This window comes from Rhodococcus sp. W8901 (genome assembly GCF_013348805.1).
Classification (GTDB): Bacteria; Actinomycetota; Actinomycetes; order Mycobacteriales; family Mycobacteriaceae; genus Prescottella.
In genome coordinates, this window is the sequence record NZ_CP054690.1 from 3,424,206 (window position 1) to 3,440,942 (window position 16,737).

Here is a 16,737-nt window from a genome sequence, read left to right on the forward strand (position 1 = left end):
GGCTTCGATGCTACTGATAGCCCTCTGGGTTCCGCGGCGTGTACGGAGTTTCGAGTAGGTCGATGTCGTCGGGCTCGAGTGTGAGCTCGAGCGACTCGAGCGCGTCGTCGAGATGCTCGGGCTTCGTCGCCCCGATGATCGGTGCCGTAACCGGCCCTTGCTGACGAACCCAAGCCAGGGCCACTTGTGCCCGCGACACGCCGTGGCGTTCGGCGACGACGCCGACGGCATCAACGATCCCCTGGTTGGAGTCGATGGTCTGGCGGTAGTACGACCGCAGGACGGTGTCGGTTTCGGCGCGGGCACTGGTTGCACCGCGCGGCCGCGTCAACTGCCCACGTGCGAGCGGGCTCCATGCGAGTACACCTACCCCCATGTCCTGGCACATCGGGTGCATCTCGCGTTCCGCCTCGCGTTGGAGCAAGTTGTACTGGTCCTGCATGGACACGAAGCGCGTCCACCCACCGAGATCGGCGGTGTGCTGCGCCTTGGCGAACTGCCAGGCGTACATCGAGGACGCGCCGAGGTAGCGGACCTTGCCTGCGCGGACGACGTCGTGCAACGCCTCCATGGTCTCTTCGATCGGCGTGCCTGGATCCCACCGATGAATCTGGTAAAGATCGATGTAGTCGGTGCCCAGGCGACGCAGGCTCTCGTCGATCTGCCACAGGATGTGCTTGCGCGACAGTCCCGCTCCGTGCGGGCCGGGACGCATCGGGAAGAACACCTTGGTCGCGAGCACGAGTTCGTCGCGTCGGGCCAACTCGCCGAGCACCCGACCTGTGACCTCCTCACTCGTACCGTCCGAGTACATGTTCGCGGTGTCGAACGTGTTGATGCCGGCTTCGACGGCCTTGCGGTAGAACACCTTCGCGTCCTCTAGCGGCACCGTCCACGCGTGGTTGCCACGCCGTGGATCGCCGAAGCTCATGCAACCCAGAACCAACTCCGAAACCCGTAGCCCACTGTTGCCGAGTCGGCCATACCTCATCGGACGGTCCCCCATACCCGTGATCACTGAATCCTCCACATTCGTCAGCAAGTCCTTCGGCGCAAACAAGTCTCGGACCGAACGCTGCCGAATTGAAGGCCGAACCGTTCCTGGCACTGATGCAGCCAGGAACGGACACACCTCGTACTGGCAGAATCCTGCGGGTGAGCACATCCGGCCCGCTGGGCGAGTTCCTGCGATCACGACGGTCACTCGTCCGGCCGCCGGACGTCGGTCTGCCCGTCGGTCCAGGTCTGCGCCGGACTCCTGGGCTACGCCGGGAGGAACTCGCCACGCTCTCCGGCGTCAGTTTCGACTACTACACCCGACTGGAACAGGGACGCGAACGCCGGCCGAGCCGCGCAGTCATCGAAAGCCTGGCCCGCGCCCTGCATCTGGCCGTCGACGACACCCGTCATCTCCACCACCTCGCGGCCCTGACCGCGGATCCGCCCACGACCGGGACACCGGCACCCGCCACGACCCTGCGGCCCAGTATTGAGCGCCTCCTGCCCCGGCTGAGCCCGTCACCCGCGTATGTACTCAACCGGGTCAGCGACATGATCGCCGCCAACCCTGAGGGCATCGCGCTCTTCCACGGCATCGGGTCCTGGCCACGAGGGCGGCGCAACACCGTTCGTTACATCTTCACGCACCCGACCGCACGCAGCCTCTTCGTCGACTGGGAGGCCACCGCCCGAGCAAGCGTCGCCCAGTTGCGGACGATGAATGCGCACTGCCCCACCGATCCTTACCTACTCGACCTGGTGTCCGACCTCGAGTCAGCCGATCCGACGTTCCACCACCTCTGGGCGAGTCATGCTGTCGGACCACGCCGACACACCAGGAAAGATCTCGACCACCCCGATCTCGGCACCATCTCGTACGACTTCGAAACCCTGTATCTCCCGCACGACGAGCTGCGTGTCTCCGTCTATACGAACACCGCCACCTGACAGTGTCGCCACGACGCGCAGGCCCGGTCGCGATCCCTCAGGCCGCAGGCATCCTTTCACCAACCGACGTCACGCCCGATTGGGGTATTCGCTCCACCGGGGACGTGAAATGACCTCGCCCAGAACGGCTCCCGCCTGCCACCTCACCCTCCGAAAACCCTGAGACTCTTCAAGCCTCGGACCACTCACCGAGTGGTACCGGACAGCGAATTTGCCGCGCGCACAACCGCCTCGGCGTCTGCGATATGGTCGGTGGCGAATCCATTGTCAGGGGAGGACAATTGTGACGACCATCTACCTTGCTTGTCTCGCCATGGGTCTCGTGGGGATTGTCGGGACACTTGTCGTCGGCGAGACCGGATCGGATGTCGGTGACACAGACGGAGGAAGCGGGCTGCCGTTTCTGAGTCTGACCACCGTCGCGACTGCACTGTTCGGTGTAGGTGTCGGCGGCAGCGGCGCGAGTGTGGCGGGCGGGAGTGGCCTCGTTGCCGCGCTCACCGCGACTGCCGGCGCAATCGTTCTGGTCGGTCTCACCCGAGGTGTGCTGTTGCCGTATCTACTGCGGCAACAGTCCAACTCCCACATCGGACGGCAGACCTACATCGGTCTCGTCGGCACGGTCACCATCCCGATCGCCCCCGGAGGTTGGGGTGAGGTCGCGTTCACCGACACCGAAGGCAACCGGGTCCGCGCGCGAGCAGTATCGGCCGAAGCTGTGATGCTTCCCGTCGACGCGCGGGTCTACATCGGCGATATCGATGCCGACAACGTTCACGTCGTGGCCGTCCCCGACGATCTCGCATCGGATTCTCCACTGCACAAATCGAACTGAGGAATCTTCATGGTGACAGTCGTGGCCGCCATTGTGGTGGCTCTGGTGATCTTCATCGGATTACCGCTCGTGTACGTCCGGAATTACATCAAGGTGCCGCCGAACGAGGTCGCGGTCTTCACCGGCCGCGGCAAGCCGAAGGTCGTCCGCGGCGGCGCGCGCTTCAAGATCCCCGGCATCGAGCGGGTCGACATCATGTCGCTCGAGCCGTTCAACGTCAGCATCAACCTCCAGAACGCGCTGTCCAACGACGGCGTACCGGTGAACGTCGAGGCCGTCGGCCTGGTGCGCATCGGATCCGCCGACGAGGCCGTGCAGACCGCGGTCCAGCGGTTCCTGACCTCCGATCTCGACGAACTGCGCCGACAGATCAACGAGATCCTGTCCGGGTCGCTGCGCGGCATCACCGCAACCATGACCGTCGAGGATCTGAACTCGAATCGCGAGACCCTCGCCCGCAGCGTCGTCGAGGAGGCCGGTACCGACCTCGCCCGCATCGGTATGGAGGTCGACGTCCTCAAGATCGCCGGGATCAACGACCACAACGGATATCTCGAGTCCCTCGGGCAGCGGCGCATCGCGGAGGTCAAGCGTGACGCCGCCGTCGGCACCGCCAACGCCGAACGCGACGCGCAGATCCAGTCGGCCAAGGCCCGACAGGAGGGCGCCGTCGCGCAAGCCGAAGCCGATACCGCCATCGCGACTGCCAACCAGGCGCGCGACGTCGAACTCGCGAAGCTGCGCGCCCGGACCGAGGCGGAGAACGCCGAAGCGGACCAGGCCGGACCGTTGGCCCGCGCGACCGCCGAGAAGGCCGTCCGCATCGCGCTGGAGCAGGCCGAAGCGGCACGGGTGGAGGCTCGGATCGAGGTCGAACAGCGGCGCGCCGAGCAAGCCAAGGCGGCGCTCGAAGCCGACGTCATCGCCCCTGCGGAGGCGGAGCGTCAGGCCGCGGTCGCCCGCGCCGAGGGCGAGAAGCAGGCCGCAATCCTCAAGGCCGACGCGAACGCCGAGGCCGCTCGCCGCTCCGGAGCCGCCCAGGCGGACTCCCGCAAGCTCGCGGCCGATGCCGTGCGCGCCGAACAGCAGGCCGAGGCCGACGGCATCAAGGCCCGGCTGGGTGCCGAGGCGGAAGGCCGCAAGGTGTCCGCCGACGCGCTGCGCGCGGAGCAGCAGGCCGAGGCCGACGGTTTGCGTGCCCGGCTCGAGGCCGAGGCCGACGGCAAGCGGAAGGTCGCAGAGGCCCTCAACGCGTACACCCCTGCCGCGGCCCAGATGCTGATGCTCCCCGACGTCCTCGCGGCACTCGTCGAGGCCACCGAGGCAGCAGCGAAGCCAGTCGGTGACATCGACCGGATCTCCATCGTCGGCAGCGCCGACGGCGTGTCCGGCAGCGTCGGCTCCATCCTCGGCATCAGCCCGTCGACGATCGCCGGAGTCATCGAGACCCTCGAATCCTCGGGCATCGACATCACCGGCATTCTCAATTCGGTCGGGCACCACCCCCAGCAGGGCGCACCGACGGATATCTCGCCCACGGTGGCGACGGCACGCGTACCCGTGAGCGCCGGCAGCAACGGCGTGAGCGACACACCTGGCGCGTGACCGCATACGAACGGCCCGCGCCACGGATTGTGGTGGGCGGGCCGTTCGTGTTCGGTCCCACCGGTCACGGCAGCGCCGGTACCGGCCCGTCGTCCGGCCCCGGCACCACCACCGTGGTCTGGGACGGCAGCAGCGGGCTGACCGCGAACGCCCCGGCGACGGCGTCCGCGGGCAGCGCCTCGACCGCGCGCGCGGTCGGGGTCGCGGCCAGTGCCCGCAGCTGCGCGAGCGAACCGCGGACCACCGCACCCACCACACACGTGCACCCCGTGGACAGGCGCGCCGCCGAGTACGCCATGACCTGCGACTGCCGGTCCACGCCTGCCCCGGCCATCGACAGCCGCGCCGACGCCACCGTGGACGCGCGTTCGACGGATTCCCGATTCGCCGCGACCGGGATCGTGACGATCGGTGTCTGCACCCGCTCGATCGGCACCCGGAACATCACCTGGGACACCCTCAGGTCGCCCACGGTGTCGAGCAGGGTCGACGCCGTCGCCGGCGCATCCAACGACACCAACGCCCAGTGCTCCGCGCCGGCGTCGGGCACCGCGTCCTCGACCAGTGACGCGTTCGCACGGTCGAGATACGCGGCGACCGGCTCCCCGGCGTCCGGGCCCAGCCTGTCGGTCGACACCCGCGCCGGGGGCACCGGGTTCGCCACCCCGAGCGCGACGACGGTACCGGTGAGCGCGACCGCCGCAACGATGGTCGGCCACCTCCGCGAACTCATCTCACGTGCCCCGCAGAACTCCGAGCGCGTGCTGCAGATCCTTCGGGTAGTCGCTGGTGATCTCCACCCAGTGACCGTCCGCCGGATGTGCGAACCCGAGGGAGCGCGCGTGCAGCCACTGACGTTCCAGGCCCAGACGCTCGGCCAGGCGCGGATCCGCACCGTAGGTGAGGTCACCGCAGCACGGGTGCCGCAGCGCCGAGAAGTGGACCCGGATCTGATGGGTCCGACCCGTCTCCAGGTGGATGTCGAGCAGGCTGGCCGCCTGGAACGCCTCGACAGTGTCGTAGTGCGTGATGCTCGGCTTGCCGTCCGCGGTGACCGTGAACTTCCAGTCATTGCTGCGGTGCCGGCCGATCGGCGCGTCGATCGTGCCGCTGCTCGGATCGGGATGGCCCTGCACGAGTGCGTGGTAGCGCTTGTCGATGGTGCGCTGCTTGAACGCGCGCTTGAGCACCGTGTACGCGCGCTCCGACGTCGCGACCACCATGACGCCGGACGTGCCGACGTCGAGACGGTGCACGATGCCCTGACGCTCGTGCGCCCCGGACGTCGAGATCCGGAAGCCCGCCGCGGCGAGGCCACCGATCACCGTCGGGCCGGTCCAGCCGACGCTCGCGTGAGCCGCGACTCCGACCGGCTTGTCGACCGCGACGATGTCGTCGTCGGCGTAGAGGATCTCCATCCCCTCGACCGGTTCCGCCTCGATCGTGAGCGGACGCGGCGGCTCGGGCAGCTCCACCTCGAGCCACGTGCCGGCGGACAGCCGATCGGACTTCCCGACGGCGGCACCGTCGATCCGGACCGCGCCTTCCTCCGTGAGCACGGCCACCGCGGTGCGCGAGAGTCCCAGCAGGCGCGCCAGTCCGGCGTCGACCCGCATGCCCTCGAGTCCGTCGGGAACCGGCATCGATCGTGTCTCCCTCATGCCGCATCCCCCTTCCGCGAGGTCTCTGTCGTCGCGTCAGTCTTCGTGCCGCTCGGTTCGATTCCGAACAACGTGAGCGCCACCAGCAGGATCGCACCGCACACGATGGACGAGTCGGCGACGTTGAACACCGGCCACCAGCCCACCGAGACGAAGTCGACGACGTGACCCTGCAGCGGTCCCGGCGAGCGGAAGAGTCGGTCGATCAGGTTGCCGAGCGCGCCGCCGAGGACCAGGCCCAGGCCGAGCGCCCACCACGGCGAGCTGAGGGTCCGGCCGATCTTGATCACGCCGATCACGACACCGACCGCGACCAGCGTGAGGAGCCACGTCATTCCGGTCGCCATGGAGAAGGCGGCACCCGGGTTGCGGATCAGGGTCAGGGTGACCGTGTCGCCGATGATGCGGACCGGATCCCTGGGATCGATCAGCGCGACGGCCAGGACCTTCGTCACCAGATCGAGGGCGAACACCACGACCGCGACGGCGACGAGCAGGAACATGCGACGCGGGCCGCGCGGTGCCGCCTCGGCGTCGCCGCCCGACGACGCCTCGACGGGATTGTCGGGGTCCGGTACGGGCTGATCGGGAATGGGTTTACCTTTCACGGCGCGGTCGTCGCTGTCGGTGCGGTCGTCACTCACTCCGCCATCATCCCCTACCCGGGAGACAGACCGGTCATCCCACCCGCGCCGACTAACCTGTTGGCGTGCCACTGCCGTCGAAACTCTTTCGTCCCGGAACCGCGCTGATCGCGGTCACCCTCTCCCTCACCGTCCTCGTCACCGGGTGCGGAAGCGGCGGCGATGCCGCCCCGTCCAGCCCCGATGCGGTCGGTGCCGCGTCCGACGAGGTGACGGTCCCGGTGACGGCCGCCACCACGGAGATCGTCGACGCGGGAGCCGAGCCGCGGAGTGTGGTGCAGTTCCGTCCCCCGCAAGGCACCCGGCAGCAGGCCCGGCTGGTGACCACCGGCACCGTCCAGCAGCAGATCGACGATCAGCCCGCACAGGATTTCTCCAGCCCGGAGTTGACGATGCCGCTCACCGCCCTGGTGACGCAGGGGGCGTCCGACAGCACGCCGGCCACGACCACCGATCTGACGCTCGGAACCCTCACCACGGCGGACGACGCGACGAACGAACTCCTTTCGCCCGCAACCGATTCGCACGCCGGGTTCACGATGAACCTGTCGGGAGCGATCACTGCGCTGCGGCTGCGTCCGGACCCCGACGCCCAGAACAAGGCCCGGTCGATGATCGAGCAGGCGTTCTACCAGGCCGTCTACCGCACCGTCGCGTTCCCGGAGCAGCCGATCGGCGTGGGCTCGGTGTGGACGATCCACCAGCAGGTGATGAGCGCCGTCGCGCTGAACCAGGTGACCACCGCAACCCTGACCGCACGCGACGGCGATCGGCTCACGATCGATGTTCGGGTGGCGCAGTCCCCGCAGTCACCCGTCTTCGAACTCCCGAACGGCGCGGGAACCCTGAACGTGGATTCGTACTCGCTGCAGGGCTCCGGTCGTGTCGTCGTCGATCTGGGCAAGCCCCTGCCCGTCGACGGTTCGATCAGCGTCGAGGGCACCCAGTCGTTCAGCGACCCGTCGGACGCGATGAGACTGCGTCAGACCACCAGCGAGCGGGTCGAGTGGTCCGCATGACGCGGCGCCGCTACCCCCTCGTCGCAACGGTCACAACGGTCACAACGGTCGCGGTGGTCGGGGCCGTACTGTCCGCGTGTGGATCGTCGGACGAGCCCGCGCCCGCAGCCGTCGATCTGGGCCCCGTGGTGACCGCCCCGGCATCGGCGCCCGGGACGGGGCCGATCACGGACTCCGCGGTGCTGAAGGCCGCCCTCCTCACCGCCGCGGATCTGCCGCCCGGCTTCGCACCACTGCCCGATCCCGTCGACGACCTCGGTCTCGCACCGGATCCGGGCAACGCAACGGACCGCTCGCGCACCGATCCCACCGGATGTGCGAGCGTCCTCGACACCGTCTCCCGCCAGGTTCCCGGCGCGGCCGCATCCGCCGAGGAGAACCTCGCGGGTCCGGGATTCGCCAGCGTCGACGTGGACGCGGCCGGCTACGCGGGCACGGCCGCCGCCGATGCCTTCGCGACCGTCCAGTCCACCTTCCGTGACTGCACGACCTACACCGGTACCGATTTCGACGGCACGCCCGTGCAGTACCGCCTCGATCCCCTGCAGCAGCCGGCCGTCGGTGACGCGTCGACCGCGGTCCGGCTCACCACCACCAGCGAGGGATTCACGCTGGTGTCCGACGCCGTCGTCGCGGTCGTCGGCTCGACCGTCGTACAGGTGGTCGCGACCGGACCGGACGCCGCGAACGGCGACCTGCTCACCGGGCTCGCGCGCACGACGACCGACCGTATTCGGGTGGCGTCGCAACCGAAGTAGGTGCGCCCGGCACACGAACGCCGATGCCGGCGCCACCCGAGGAGGGTGACGCCGGCATCGGCGTGACGTACGGAACTGCTACGCGGGGCAGGCCGGCGAGGTCAGGTTGGCCATCGTGACCAGCTGGCACGCGTACTGCTGCGACATCTTCCAGACGCCGTCCTCGGCGACGAAGTCGACGGTGGCCGGGTTCGCCTGGCCGTTGACGGTCAGCGTGACACCGGCGGTTACGGTCTCGTCACCGGTCGGCGTGACGTCGACGACCTCGATGCCCGCGTTGGCGTCCTTGGCGGCCTTCGCGACCTGGTTGATCAGTTCCGGATCCGCCTCGGCGCCCTGAACCAGCTGGACCTTCTGGTCCAGCGGGACGCTCTCGTCGAACGCCTTCGCGAGAGCCGCATTGAGCTCGGCCGGCGTGGGCGGGGCCAGCGCCGGCGTCGCGGCGGCAGCGGTGGTCGTGGTGGCCTGGGCGGTGGTGCGCTCGCCGCTGCCGCCGTCGTCCGAGCAGGCGGTCATGGTCAGGGCAGCCGCGATCGCCACGCCCGCGATGGTCATCTTCCGAAGCTTCAAGTCTTCGTCCTTTTCTTCTCGGTCGAAAATCGTTCACGGCTCAGCCGGGATGCACATCCACTCTCCCAGCTATGACGCCAGTTCACAGCAAGCGTACCGGGATGAGGCGGACCTCACCCGAGGCTGTCGAGCGGATCGGCCACATCCAAGTCCCCCGTGGTGTCCTCGAAGGTACGCGACTGCCCCGGTCCGCTGCTACGGGTCTCGAACCGAACCGTCACCACGCCGTGTCCAGCGCCCTGCACCCAGCCGTGTCCGTACTCGGGGTGCGACACGTCCAATCCGGGATGCCACCGGGGCCGCGACTCGGAAGCCGCACGGTCCGACGAAACGTCCTCGAGTCCACCACTTTCCGACACATCCTCACCCTGGTCCAGCTCGGGGAACAGCGACCCCTGGACCACCGCGGACAACCCACCGAAGCCCACGCCCACCAGGCGGATCGGACCCAGTTCGAGCGGGTCGATCGCCTGGCGCTGCGCCGTCGCGGTGAGCGTCTGCAGATCGGTCGTCGCGTACGGCAGCGTGATCGATCGGGTCACGATGCTCATATCCGACTTACGGAGTTTCAGGACGACGGTGCGGGCCGCGCGGCCGTCCCGCGCCAACCGCCTGTGCGCAGCGGCGGCGCTCGACTCGACGGCCCGCCGCAGCTCGGACAGTGTCACGATGTCCTGCGCGAAAGTCGTTTCGGCACTCACCTGTTTGGCGTCGGCGCGTTCCGCGACCGGACGGTCGTCGATGCCCCGGGCCAGCCGCTGCAGACCCGGTCCGATCGTCGTCCCGAGAATGGATGCCACCTCGGCCTCCGGCAGCGCCGCGAGGGCGCCGACGGTCTCGATCCCGAGCCGCTTGAGCTTCTCCTCCGCGACGGGACCGATACCCCACAGCTTGCGCACCGGCAGCGCCTCCAGCAGGGCCTGCTGGACGTCCGGGGACACCACCGTGATCCCGTCCGGCTTGGCCAGACCGGACGCGATCTTCGCGACCTGCTTGCCCGCGCCGGCGCCGATCGAGGCGACCAGCCCCGTCTCGGCGAGAACCAACGCCCGCAGCTCTTCGCAGTAGCGCTCCACCTCGGCCTTGCCGGCACCGGCGAGCTCGGCCGGTTCCCCGAACGCCTCGTCGAGCGAAAGCTGTTCCAGCACAGGCATCCGCACCCGCAGCGCCTCGAACACCTCCCGGCTCACGTGCCCGTACAGCCCACCGCGGGGCGGCAGCACGACGGCCGACGCCCCCACCAACCGGCGCGCCTGGTGCATCGGCATGGCCGAGCGCGCGCCGAAGACCCTCGCCTCGTAGCTCGCCCCCGCAACCACTCCCCGACCGCCGAGGCCGCCCACGAGCACGGGACGACCCCGCAACGTAGGACGGGTCAGCTGCTCGACGGATGCGAAGAACGCGTCCATGTCGAGATGCAGGACCCACCGGCGGCTGCGTGTGGGGTCGGCGGAGTCCATGGATGAAAAATACGCCGAGCGGACGACAGGCCCCGTCGAGGCCTTCGGCTATGCGGTGGGCGTCGCCGACGGCTGCCCGTCCGCCCGGACGGTGCCGGCCTCGGCCGTGCCGCGCGGCACGGTGAAGGTGGCGGCCACGCACGCGATCGCGACGGCGAAGCACGCGATCGTGTACCAGAGGCTGCCGATGGGATCCCCGTTGCTCGTGACGCCGTCGACCGCCCCGAAGAAGTCCGGCAACGCGCTCAGCCACAGCACGCCGAGCACCGCGATGTACACGATGGAGTAGATCCGGACGAAGTCGTTCGAGTAGGCGGGGACGTCGGACGTTCCCGCGCGCAGCCGCGACCACTGCTTGTACAGCAGCGGAATCGCGACGACCGTGACCGCGACCAGTTCGGCGGCGTAGAGAACACCCCGGACCGTGTCGCTGCCCATCCCGAAGACCGTCGCCGGGAGCGGGAGGACGAACACACCGACCGACGCCGCGAGACCGACCACGATTGTGCGCCAAACCAACCCGAGTCCGGAGAAGTGCCGGCCGTCGTCGACGTGGCGTCCGACGAAGAACTGCACGCACAGGGCCAGCGACATCGGCCACAGCGCCGCGAACACCACGACGCTCGGCAACGGAACCGAATCGAAGAAGGGCAGGTTGACCTTGTTGTCGAGGGTCCACTCCCACCACCGCAACTGCGGACCGAGCTGGTCGAACATCTCGTAGAACGCGTGGTGCACGAAGCCGACGCACACCGCGCCGAGGAACACCCCGTAGCGCCGGAACACCCCGAGCATCCGGACGATCTCGAACGCCAGCGTCGCCATCAGCGGATAGATCGCGACGATGTACAGCGGCAGTCTGCCCCACAGGAATTCGACGGTGAACCCGTTGTGCGCGAACATCGTGCCCAGGTATTCCTCCGTGCCGAACGTGGCCGGGAAGTAGATCGGCGGCTCGATCACGAAGAGGAAGGCGGTGGCACCGAACCACAGCACCAGGTTGGTGGGATCGCCGTGCCGCCGCAATCGCAGAATCGCGTACACGAGGGCCAGCACCGCGCCGAGAACGATCGTGAACTCCAGGACCGGCAGCGTCCAGTTCTCCAACGCACCGGGGTTGCGGAACTCGACGAGCCCCCCGGCCTCGTCACACGAGAAGCCCAGCCGGGTGGCCAGATCCTCGAACGTGGGTGAACACAGATCCGACATCAGTTCACCGCCTTCGACGACACCGACTCGGCGGAGTACCAACGCGTGCAGTCGTAGCCGTCGTCGTAGCGGGTGAACCACTCGCCGGCGAGCACGGGCAGGTTCTCGTGCGTCGGGTCGTGGCCGGGCAGCTGGCTACGAACGGCGCCGCGCAGAGCGGTGAGCTGCTCGCCGAGGGCCAGGCCGTCGAACGCGCGCGGCATCGGCCCCTTGGTCAGGTAGGGCGCGAAGCTGGTGAGCACCCGCTGCTTGGTGCGGTGCCGGGCAAACATCGACATCGAGTCGACCTTCCGCTCGGACAGCGGAACGTGCTGGTTGAAGCCGGCGCATGCGATCCGGATCGACTTCATCACGTGCGCGAAGATCGACGGCGCCATCCGCATCCGGTACATCTCGTTGCCGACGAGCGAGTTGTAGATGATCAGCGCGGAGCCGCGGTGCTCGACCTCTTCGACGAAGTGCCAGAGGAACAGCGAGGCGACCCGGTCGTCGCCGGGCGCGAACAGTGTGGCCGCGTTGTCGAGCATCAGCTTGAACACCGGGGTGAAGGTCGCCTCGAGGTCCGCGGTGTACGCGAGGCGGTAGTCGATCGAGGTGCGCTCGGTGAGCAGATCGAACTCGCCGATCACCGCGTCGAGCGTGTTCTGCAGGCCGGGGTAGCGCCGGATCAGCCCGTTCACGTGCTGACGGTGCGCGGTCGAGTGGTGGCCCTCCTGACGCATGAACGCCACCGCCTCCTCGGCGACCGCCGGGTCGGTGATCAGCGGCTTGGCCTGCAGGATGAGCTTCACGATCATCTTCTCGTACCGGTACTTCCCCAGCACCGACGCCCTCCTCCGCGCCGCCGCCATCGCCTCGGTCGACGGGTTCCTCGACCGCCTGACGGCGCACGTCCGGGGACGGGCGGACCCGGCCGACGCCCTGACCGAAGCCGTGGTCTACACCCTCGACGAACTGCCCCGCACCCCGCACCTGGGCATCATGCTGTCCGGTTCGCACTCCCACACCGAGGGAATCACGTCGGACGAGGCGCCCACCTTCGGGATGACGATGATCCGACGCTTCGACGTCGACTGGGATCGGCACGGGTACGACGAACCGTCTCTGCGCGAACTCGTCGAGTACCTGCTGCGGACAATGCAGTCGTTCTTCGTCTCCCCCGGAAACCCTCCACGCGGCGAGCACGAACTCCGGCGGTACCTACGCCGCTGGATGGGCGCCGCGATCAGCGCCCAGACGACAGCACACACGACGAAGCCCTGAGGAACCTACGGTCCCTCAGGGCTTCGTTCGCGAAGCGTCGCTACCCGATCACGCCTTGGTGACCGTGGCGCGCACGCCCTCACCGAGTTCGACGACCGCGTCCCCGGAGACGTCGCCGAGTTCGAGTGTCGTCGCCAGGACCTCGCCCGCGATCAGATCGCGGTGCCGCTGTGCCCAGTCGAGACGATCCGCGGGAACCTGCAGCGTCACCGAGATGCGATCGGAGACATCGAGACCCGCCGCACGACGCGCGTCCTGCAGTTCACGGATGCGGTCCTTGGCCCAACCCTCGGCCTCGAGTTCCTCGGTCACCTGCGAGTCGAGTACCACCAGACCGGCGCCGTCGGGCAGGGCCGCCGTCGACTCGGGCTCGGCCGCGACCAGCCGCTGCGTGTACTCCTCGGGGAGCAGCGCGATTCCCGCGGCAGGAGCGGAGCCTGCGGAGCGACCCGGCCACACCGTGACCACACCGTCCGTCTCGGACCAGTCGCCCGCCTTGACCGCCTTGATGACGGTCTGCACGTCCTTGCCCAGGCGCGGACCCGCGGCCCGGGCGTTGACGACCAGCTCGAAGCGACCGTGCACGTCGACGTCGTCGGTGATGTCGACCTTCTTGACGTTCACCTCGTCGGCGATCAGGCCCAGGTACGGGCGCAGCCGATCGGCGTCGGGTGCCGCGACGGTGACCTCGGGCAGCGGCAGCCGCACCCGAAGGTTCTGCGCCTTGCGCAGACCCAGCACCGTCGAGCAGACGCCCCGGACATCGTCCATCGCGGCAACCAGCTCCGCGTCGGCCGGGAGCTCGGACGCCGTCGGCCAGTCCGTCAGGTGCACCGACCGGCCACCGGTCAGGCCCCGCCAGATCACCTCGGTCGCCATCGGCAGCAGCGGCGCCGCCAGACGGCTCACGACCTCGAGCACCGTGTGCAGGGTGTCGATCGCGTCCCGGTCCTCGTCCCAGAACCGGTTGCGCGAGCGTCGCACATACCAGTTGGTGAGCGCATCACAGAACGTGCGCAGCTCGTCGCACGCGCCGGCGATGTCGGTCGCCTCGAGCGCATCGGTGATCGCGTCCCGCGTCGCGGCGAGCTTGGCGAGGATGTACCGGTCGAGCACGTTCGACGAGTCGGTCCGCCACTGGCCGGGCTTGGACGCGTACAGCTGCAGGAAGCTCCAGGCGTTCCACATCGGCAGCAGCGCCTGTCGGACACCCTCGCGGATGCCCTGCTCGGTGACCACCAGGTTGCCGCCGCGCAGGATCGGCGACGACATCAGGAACCACCGCATGGCGTCGGAGCCGTCGCGGTCGAAGACCTCCTTGACGTCCGGGTAGTTGCCCTTGGACTTGCTCATCTTCAGGCCGTCGTCGCCCAGAACGATGCCGTGTGCGGCAACGGTTCTGAACGCAGGGCGGTCGAAGAGAGCGGTCGCGAGCACGTGCAGGTTGTAGAACCAGCCGCGGGTCTGCCCGTTGTACTCGACGATGAAGTCGCCCGGGTAGTGCGTCTCGAACCAATCCTGGTTCTCGAACGGGTAGTGGACCTGAGCGAACGGCATCGACCCCGACTCGAACCAGCAGTCCAGCACCTCGGGAACGCGACGCATCATCGACTTGCCGGTCGGGTCGTCCGGGTTGGGACGGACCAGCTCGTCGATCATCGGCCGATGCAGGTCGGACGGACGGGCACCGAAATCGGCCTCGAGCTGGTCGAGCGAGCCGTAGACGTCCACGCGCGGGTAGGCCGGGTCGTCCGAGATCCACACCGGGATCGGGCTGCCCCAGTAGCGGTTACGGCTGATGTTCCAGTCGTGGGCGCCGGCGAGCCACTTGCCGAACTGCCCGTCCTTGATGTGCTCGGGCACCCAGGTGATCTCCTGGTTGAGCTCGACCATGCGATCACGGAACTTGGTCACCGCAACGAACCACGACGGCACGGCCATGTAGATCAACGGCTGGCCCGAACGCCAGCTGTGCGGGTACGAGTGCTCGATCGTCTCGTGCCGCAACAGCTTTCCGGCAGCCTTGAGGTCCTTGATGATGACCGGGTTGGCATCGAACACCTGCAGGCCCTCGTACGGCGGCACCATCGAGGTGAACTTGCCACCCGGATCGAGCGGTTGGACGATCTCGATGCCGTTCGCCGTCGCGCACTCCATGTCCTCCTCACCGAAAGCCGGTGCGAGGTGGACGATTCCGGTACCGGAGTCGGTGGTGACGTAGTCGGCCGACAGCACGCGGTGCGCGTTGGCGTGCCCCTTGTCGGGGCCGTGGAAGAAGTCGAACGGCGGCGTGTAGGTGAGGCCGAGGAGCTCAGCGCCCTTGTACTCGCCGAGGACCTCGGGCGACTCGCCGAGCTCACGCGCGTAGTGGCCGACACGGGCGGCGGCGAGCACATAGCGCTTGCCGTCGGCGCCGAGCACCTGCACGTAGTCGACGTCGGGGTGCACCGCGATCGCCAGGTTCGACGGCAGCGTCCACGGCGTCGTCGTCCAGATCAGGGCATTCGCACCGTCGAGCGGCGAGCCCGGGGCAGTCAGCACCATGTCGACGGTGACGGCCGGGTCCTGCCGCATCTTGTACGCGTCGTCGAGGCGAGTCTCCTGGTTCGACAGCGGCGTCTGCTCGTACCAGCTGTACGGGAGCACCCGGAAGCCCTGGTAGATCAGACCCTTGTCGTAGAGCTCCTTGAACGCCCACATCACGGACTCCATGAAGTCCAGATCCAGGGTCTTGTAGTCGTTGTCGAAGTCGACCCAGCGCGCCTGACGGGTGACGTAGTCGCGCCACTCGTCGGTGTAGCGCAGCACCGACTGCTTGCAGTACGCGTTGAACTCCGCCAGACCCATCGAGTCGATCTGCGACTTGTCCTTGATGCCGAGCTGCTTCTCGGCCTCGAGTTCCGCGGGCAGACCGTGGCAGTCCCAGCCGAAGCGCCGGTCGACCTTCTTGCCGCGCATCGTCTGGAAACGTGGCACCAGATCCTTGACGTAGCCGGTGAGGAGGTGGCCGTAGTGCGGCAGACCGTTCGCGAAGGGCGGGCCGTCGTAGAAGACGAACTCCTCGGCACCGTCACGGTTCGCGATACTCGCCCGGAACGTGTCGTCCGCATCCCACGCTGCGAGCACCTTCTGCTCGAGCGCCGGGAAGGACACACTTCCAGTGGCGCGTTCACCGACGAGATCGACGCGCGGGTACGCGTCGTTCGTCTGGGGAGGGGTGGATTCGTTACTTGTCACCGCGCGGCTCCTCGTGCCCAACTACCGGCACGGGGACGACGACGGCGCCCTGTGCGCCGCTACCGCGGTACCACCCCGCTTGCTCGTCGCCACGTTCGCGAGACGAGCCACTCGATCAAGGCTGTGACGGGCCCACCCGTTCGGTTCTACTGAGCCGGATCCGGGTTACGCGATCAACGCGAATCCCGAATCTCGACCGTTCTTCCGAAGGCTCCCCGGTGATCGCCGGATCTCAGCCGTATGTGCGTTCAGTCTAACCCTGAGCCGAATTCCCGTCGGAATCACCGTGGTCGGACTCGACGTCACCGTTCTTCGTGTCGGCCGGCGTAACGGCCGGTGCCGCCTTCCTGCTCGCCAGCGCACTGACGAGCAGGAGGACGGCACCCGCGACACAGACTGCGATGCATCCCCAGGCCCAGAGGACGGAACCCGTCATCAAGGCGATCACCAGCAGGGTAAAACCCACTGCCGCGAGGACCAGCGTCATGACCAGCACGATTCACCCTCTACTCGAGAGCCGGCCGGGCGT

Annotated in this window: 15 protein-coding genes and 1 pseudogene; 6 read left to right on the top strand and 10 right to left on the bottom strand. The window is 68.2% G+C overall.

Annotation, left to right across the window (positions count from 1 at the left end):
- Positions 1–10: 10 nt before the first annotated feature.
- Positions 11–991, bottom strand: coding sequence for an aldo/keto reductase (locus tag HUN07_RS16010; protein ID WP_174910965.1), 981 nt, complete (start codon positions 989–991; stop codon positions 11–13).
- 164 nt (positions 992–1,155) lie between these two features.
- Between HUN07_RS16010 and HUN07_RS16015 the strand changes: the two genes are divergently transcribed.
- The 3 genes from HUN07_RS16015 (at position 1,156) to HUN07_RS16025 (ending at position 4,387) form a co-directional block, all read left to right on the top strand.
- Positions 1,156–1,947: a helix-turn-helix transcriptional regulator gene (locus HUN07_RS16015; RefSeq protein ID WP_174910968.1), complete on the top strand. Its 792-nt coding sequence runs from the start codon at positions 1,156–1,158 to the stop codon at positions 1,945–1,947.
- A gap of 283 nt (positions 1,948–2,230) precedes the next feature.
- Positions 2,231–2,782: an NfeD family protein gene (locus HUN07_RS16020; RefSeq protein ID WP_174910971.1), complete on the top strand. Its 552-nt coding sequence runs from the start codon at positions 2,231–2,233 to the stop codon at positions 2,780–2,782.
- 9 nt (positions 2,783–2,791) lie between these two features.
- A complete protein-coding gene (locus HUN07_RS16025) occupies positions 2,792–4,387 on the top strand; it encodes a flotillin family protein (protein WP_114719310.1) in 1,596 nt (531 codons plus the stop codon).
- Between the two features lie 64 nt (positions 4,388–4,451).
- Here HUN07_RS16025 and HUN07_RS16030 read toward each other — a convergent pair whose 3' ends face one another.
- From HUN07_RS16030 to lspA, 3 genes are read right to left on the bottom strand one after another with little or no spacing between them, the layout of a single operon-like run.
- Positions 4,452–5,120, bottom strand: a complete 669-nt coding sequence (locus tag HUN07_RS16030; protein WP_174910974.1) for a hypothetical protein — start codon at positions 5,118–5,120, stop codon at positions 4,452–4,454.
- Position 5,121: 1 nt separating this feature from the next.
- Entirely contained in the window at positions 5,122–6,048 is a 927-nt protein-coding gene (locus HUN07_RS16035; RefSeq protein WP_174910977.1) for an RluA family pseudouridine synthase, read from the bottom strand.
- Positions 6,045–6,551, bottom strand: coding sequence for a signal peptidase II (gene lspA / locus HUN07_RS16040; RefSeq protein WP_217487225.1), 507 nt, complete (start codon positions 6,549–6,551; stop codon positions 6,045–6,047). The genes HUN07_RS16035 and lspA overlap by 4 nt, the downstream gene beginning before the upstream one ends.
- A 206-nt stretch (positions 6,552–6,757) precedes the next feature.
- On the opposite strand from lspA, the gene HUN07_RS16045 reads away from it, so the two are divergent.
- Both HUN07_RS16045 and HUN07_RS16050 read left to right on the top strand, forming a co-directional pair.
- Complete coding sequence (locus HUN07_RS16045) at positions 6,758–7,711, top strand: hypothetical protein (protein WP_174910980.1); 954 nt, start codon at positions 6,758–6,760, stop codon at positions 7,709–7,711.
- Entirely contained in the window at positions 7,708–8,469 is a 762-nt protein-coding gene (locus HUN07_RS16050; protein ID WP_174910982.1) for a hypothetical protein, read from the top strand. Before HUN07_RS16045 ends, HUN07_RS16050 begins: the two co-directional genes overlap by 4 nt.
- Positions 8,470–8,547: 78 nt before the next feature.
- On the opposite strand, the gene HUN07_RS16055 is transcribed toward HUN07_RS16050, so the two are convergent.
- The 4 genes and pseudogenes from HUN07_RS16055 to HUN07_RS16070 form a co-directional block, all read right to left on the bottom strand.
- Positions 8,548–9,024: a hypothetical protein gene (locus HUN07_RS16055; protein WP_254623005.1), complete on the bottom strand. Its 477-nt coding sequence runs from the start codon at positions 9,022–9,024 to the stop codon at positions 8,548–8,550.
- 128 nt (positions 9,025–9,152) lie between these two features.
- The gene (locus HUN07_RS16060) at positions 9,153–10,499 is read right to left on the bottom strand and encodes a DNA polymerase IV (protein WP_174910988.1); all 1,347 of its coding nucleotides are present in this window, start codon (positions 10,497–10,499) and stop codon (positions 9,153–9,155) included.
- 48 nt (positions 10,500–10,547) lie between these two features.
- Complete coding sequence (locus tag HUN07_RS16065) at positions 10,548–11,708, bottom strand: hypothetical protein (protein WP_174910991.1); 1,161 nt, start codon at positions 11,706–11,708, stop codon at positions 10,548–10,550.
- Positions 11,708–12,514, bottom strand: a pseudogene (locus tag HUN07_RS16070) (metal-dependent hydrolase); the annotation flags it as partial. The gene HUN07_RS16065 and the pseudogene HUN07_RS16070, both read right to left, overlap by 1 nt.
- Between HUN07_RS16070 and HUN07_RS16075 the strand changes: the two are divergent.
- On the top strand, positions 12,489–12,971 hold the full coding sequence (locus tag HUN07_RS16075) for a TetR family transcriptional regulator (protein ID WP_254622546.1): 483 nt from the start codon (positions 12,489–12,491) through the stop codon (positions 12,969–12,971). The pseudogene HUN07_RS16070 and the gene HUN07_RS16075 overlap by 26 nt on opposite strands.
- Before the next feature lie 48 nt (positions 12,972–13,019).
- Here HUN07_RS16075 and ileS read toward each other — a convergent pair whose 3' ends face one another.
- Both ileS and HUN07_RS16085 read right to left on the bottom strand, forming a co-directional pair.
- Complete coding sequence (ileS, locus tag HUN07_RS16080; protein WP_174910994.1) at positions 13,020–16,208, bottom strand: isoleucine--tRNA ligase; 3,189 nt, start codon at positions 16,206–16,208, stop codon at positions 13,020–13,022.
- Positions 16,209–16,461: 253 nt separating this feature from the next.
- On the bottom strand, positions 16,462–16,704 hold the full coding sequence (locus HUN07_RS16085) for a hypothetical protein (RefSeq protein ID WP_174910997.1): 243 nt from the start codon (positions 16,702–16,704) through the stop codon (positions 16,462–16,464).
- Between the last annotated feature and the right edge of the window lie 33 nt (positions 16,705–16,737).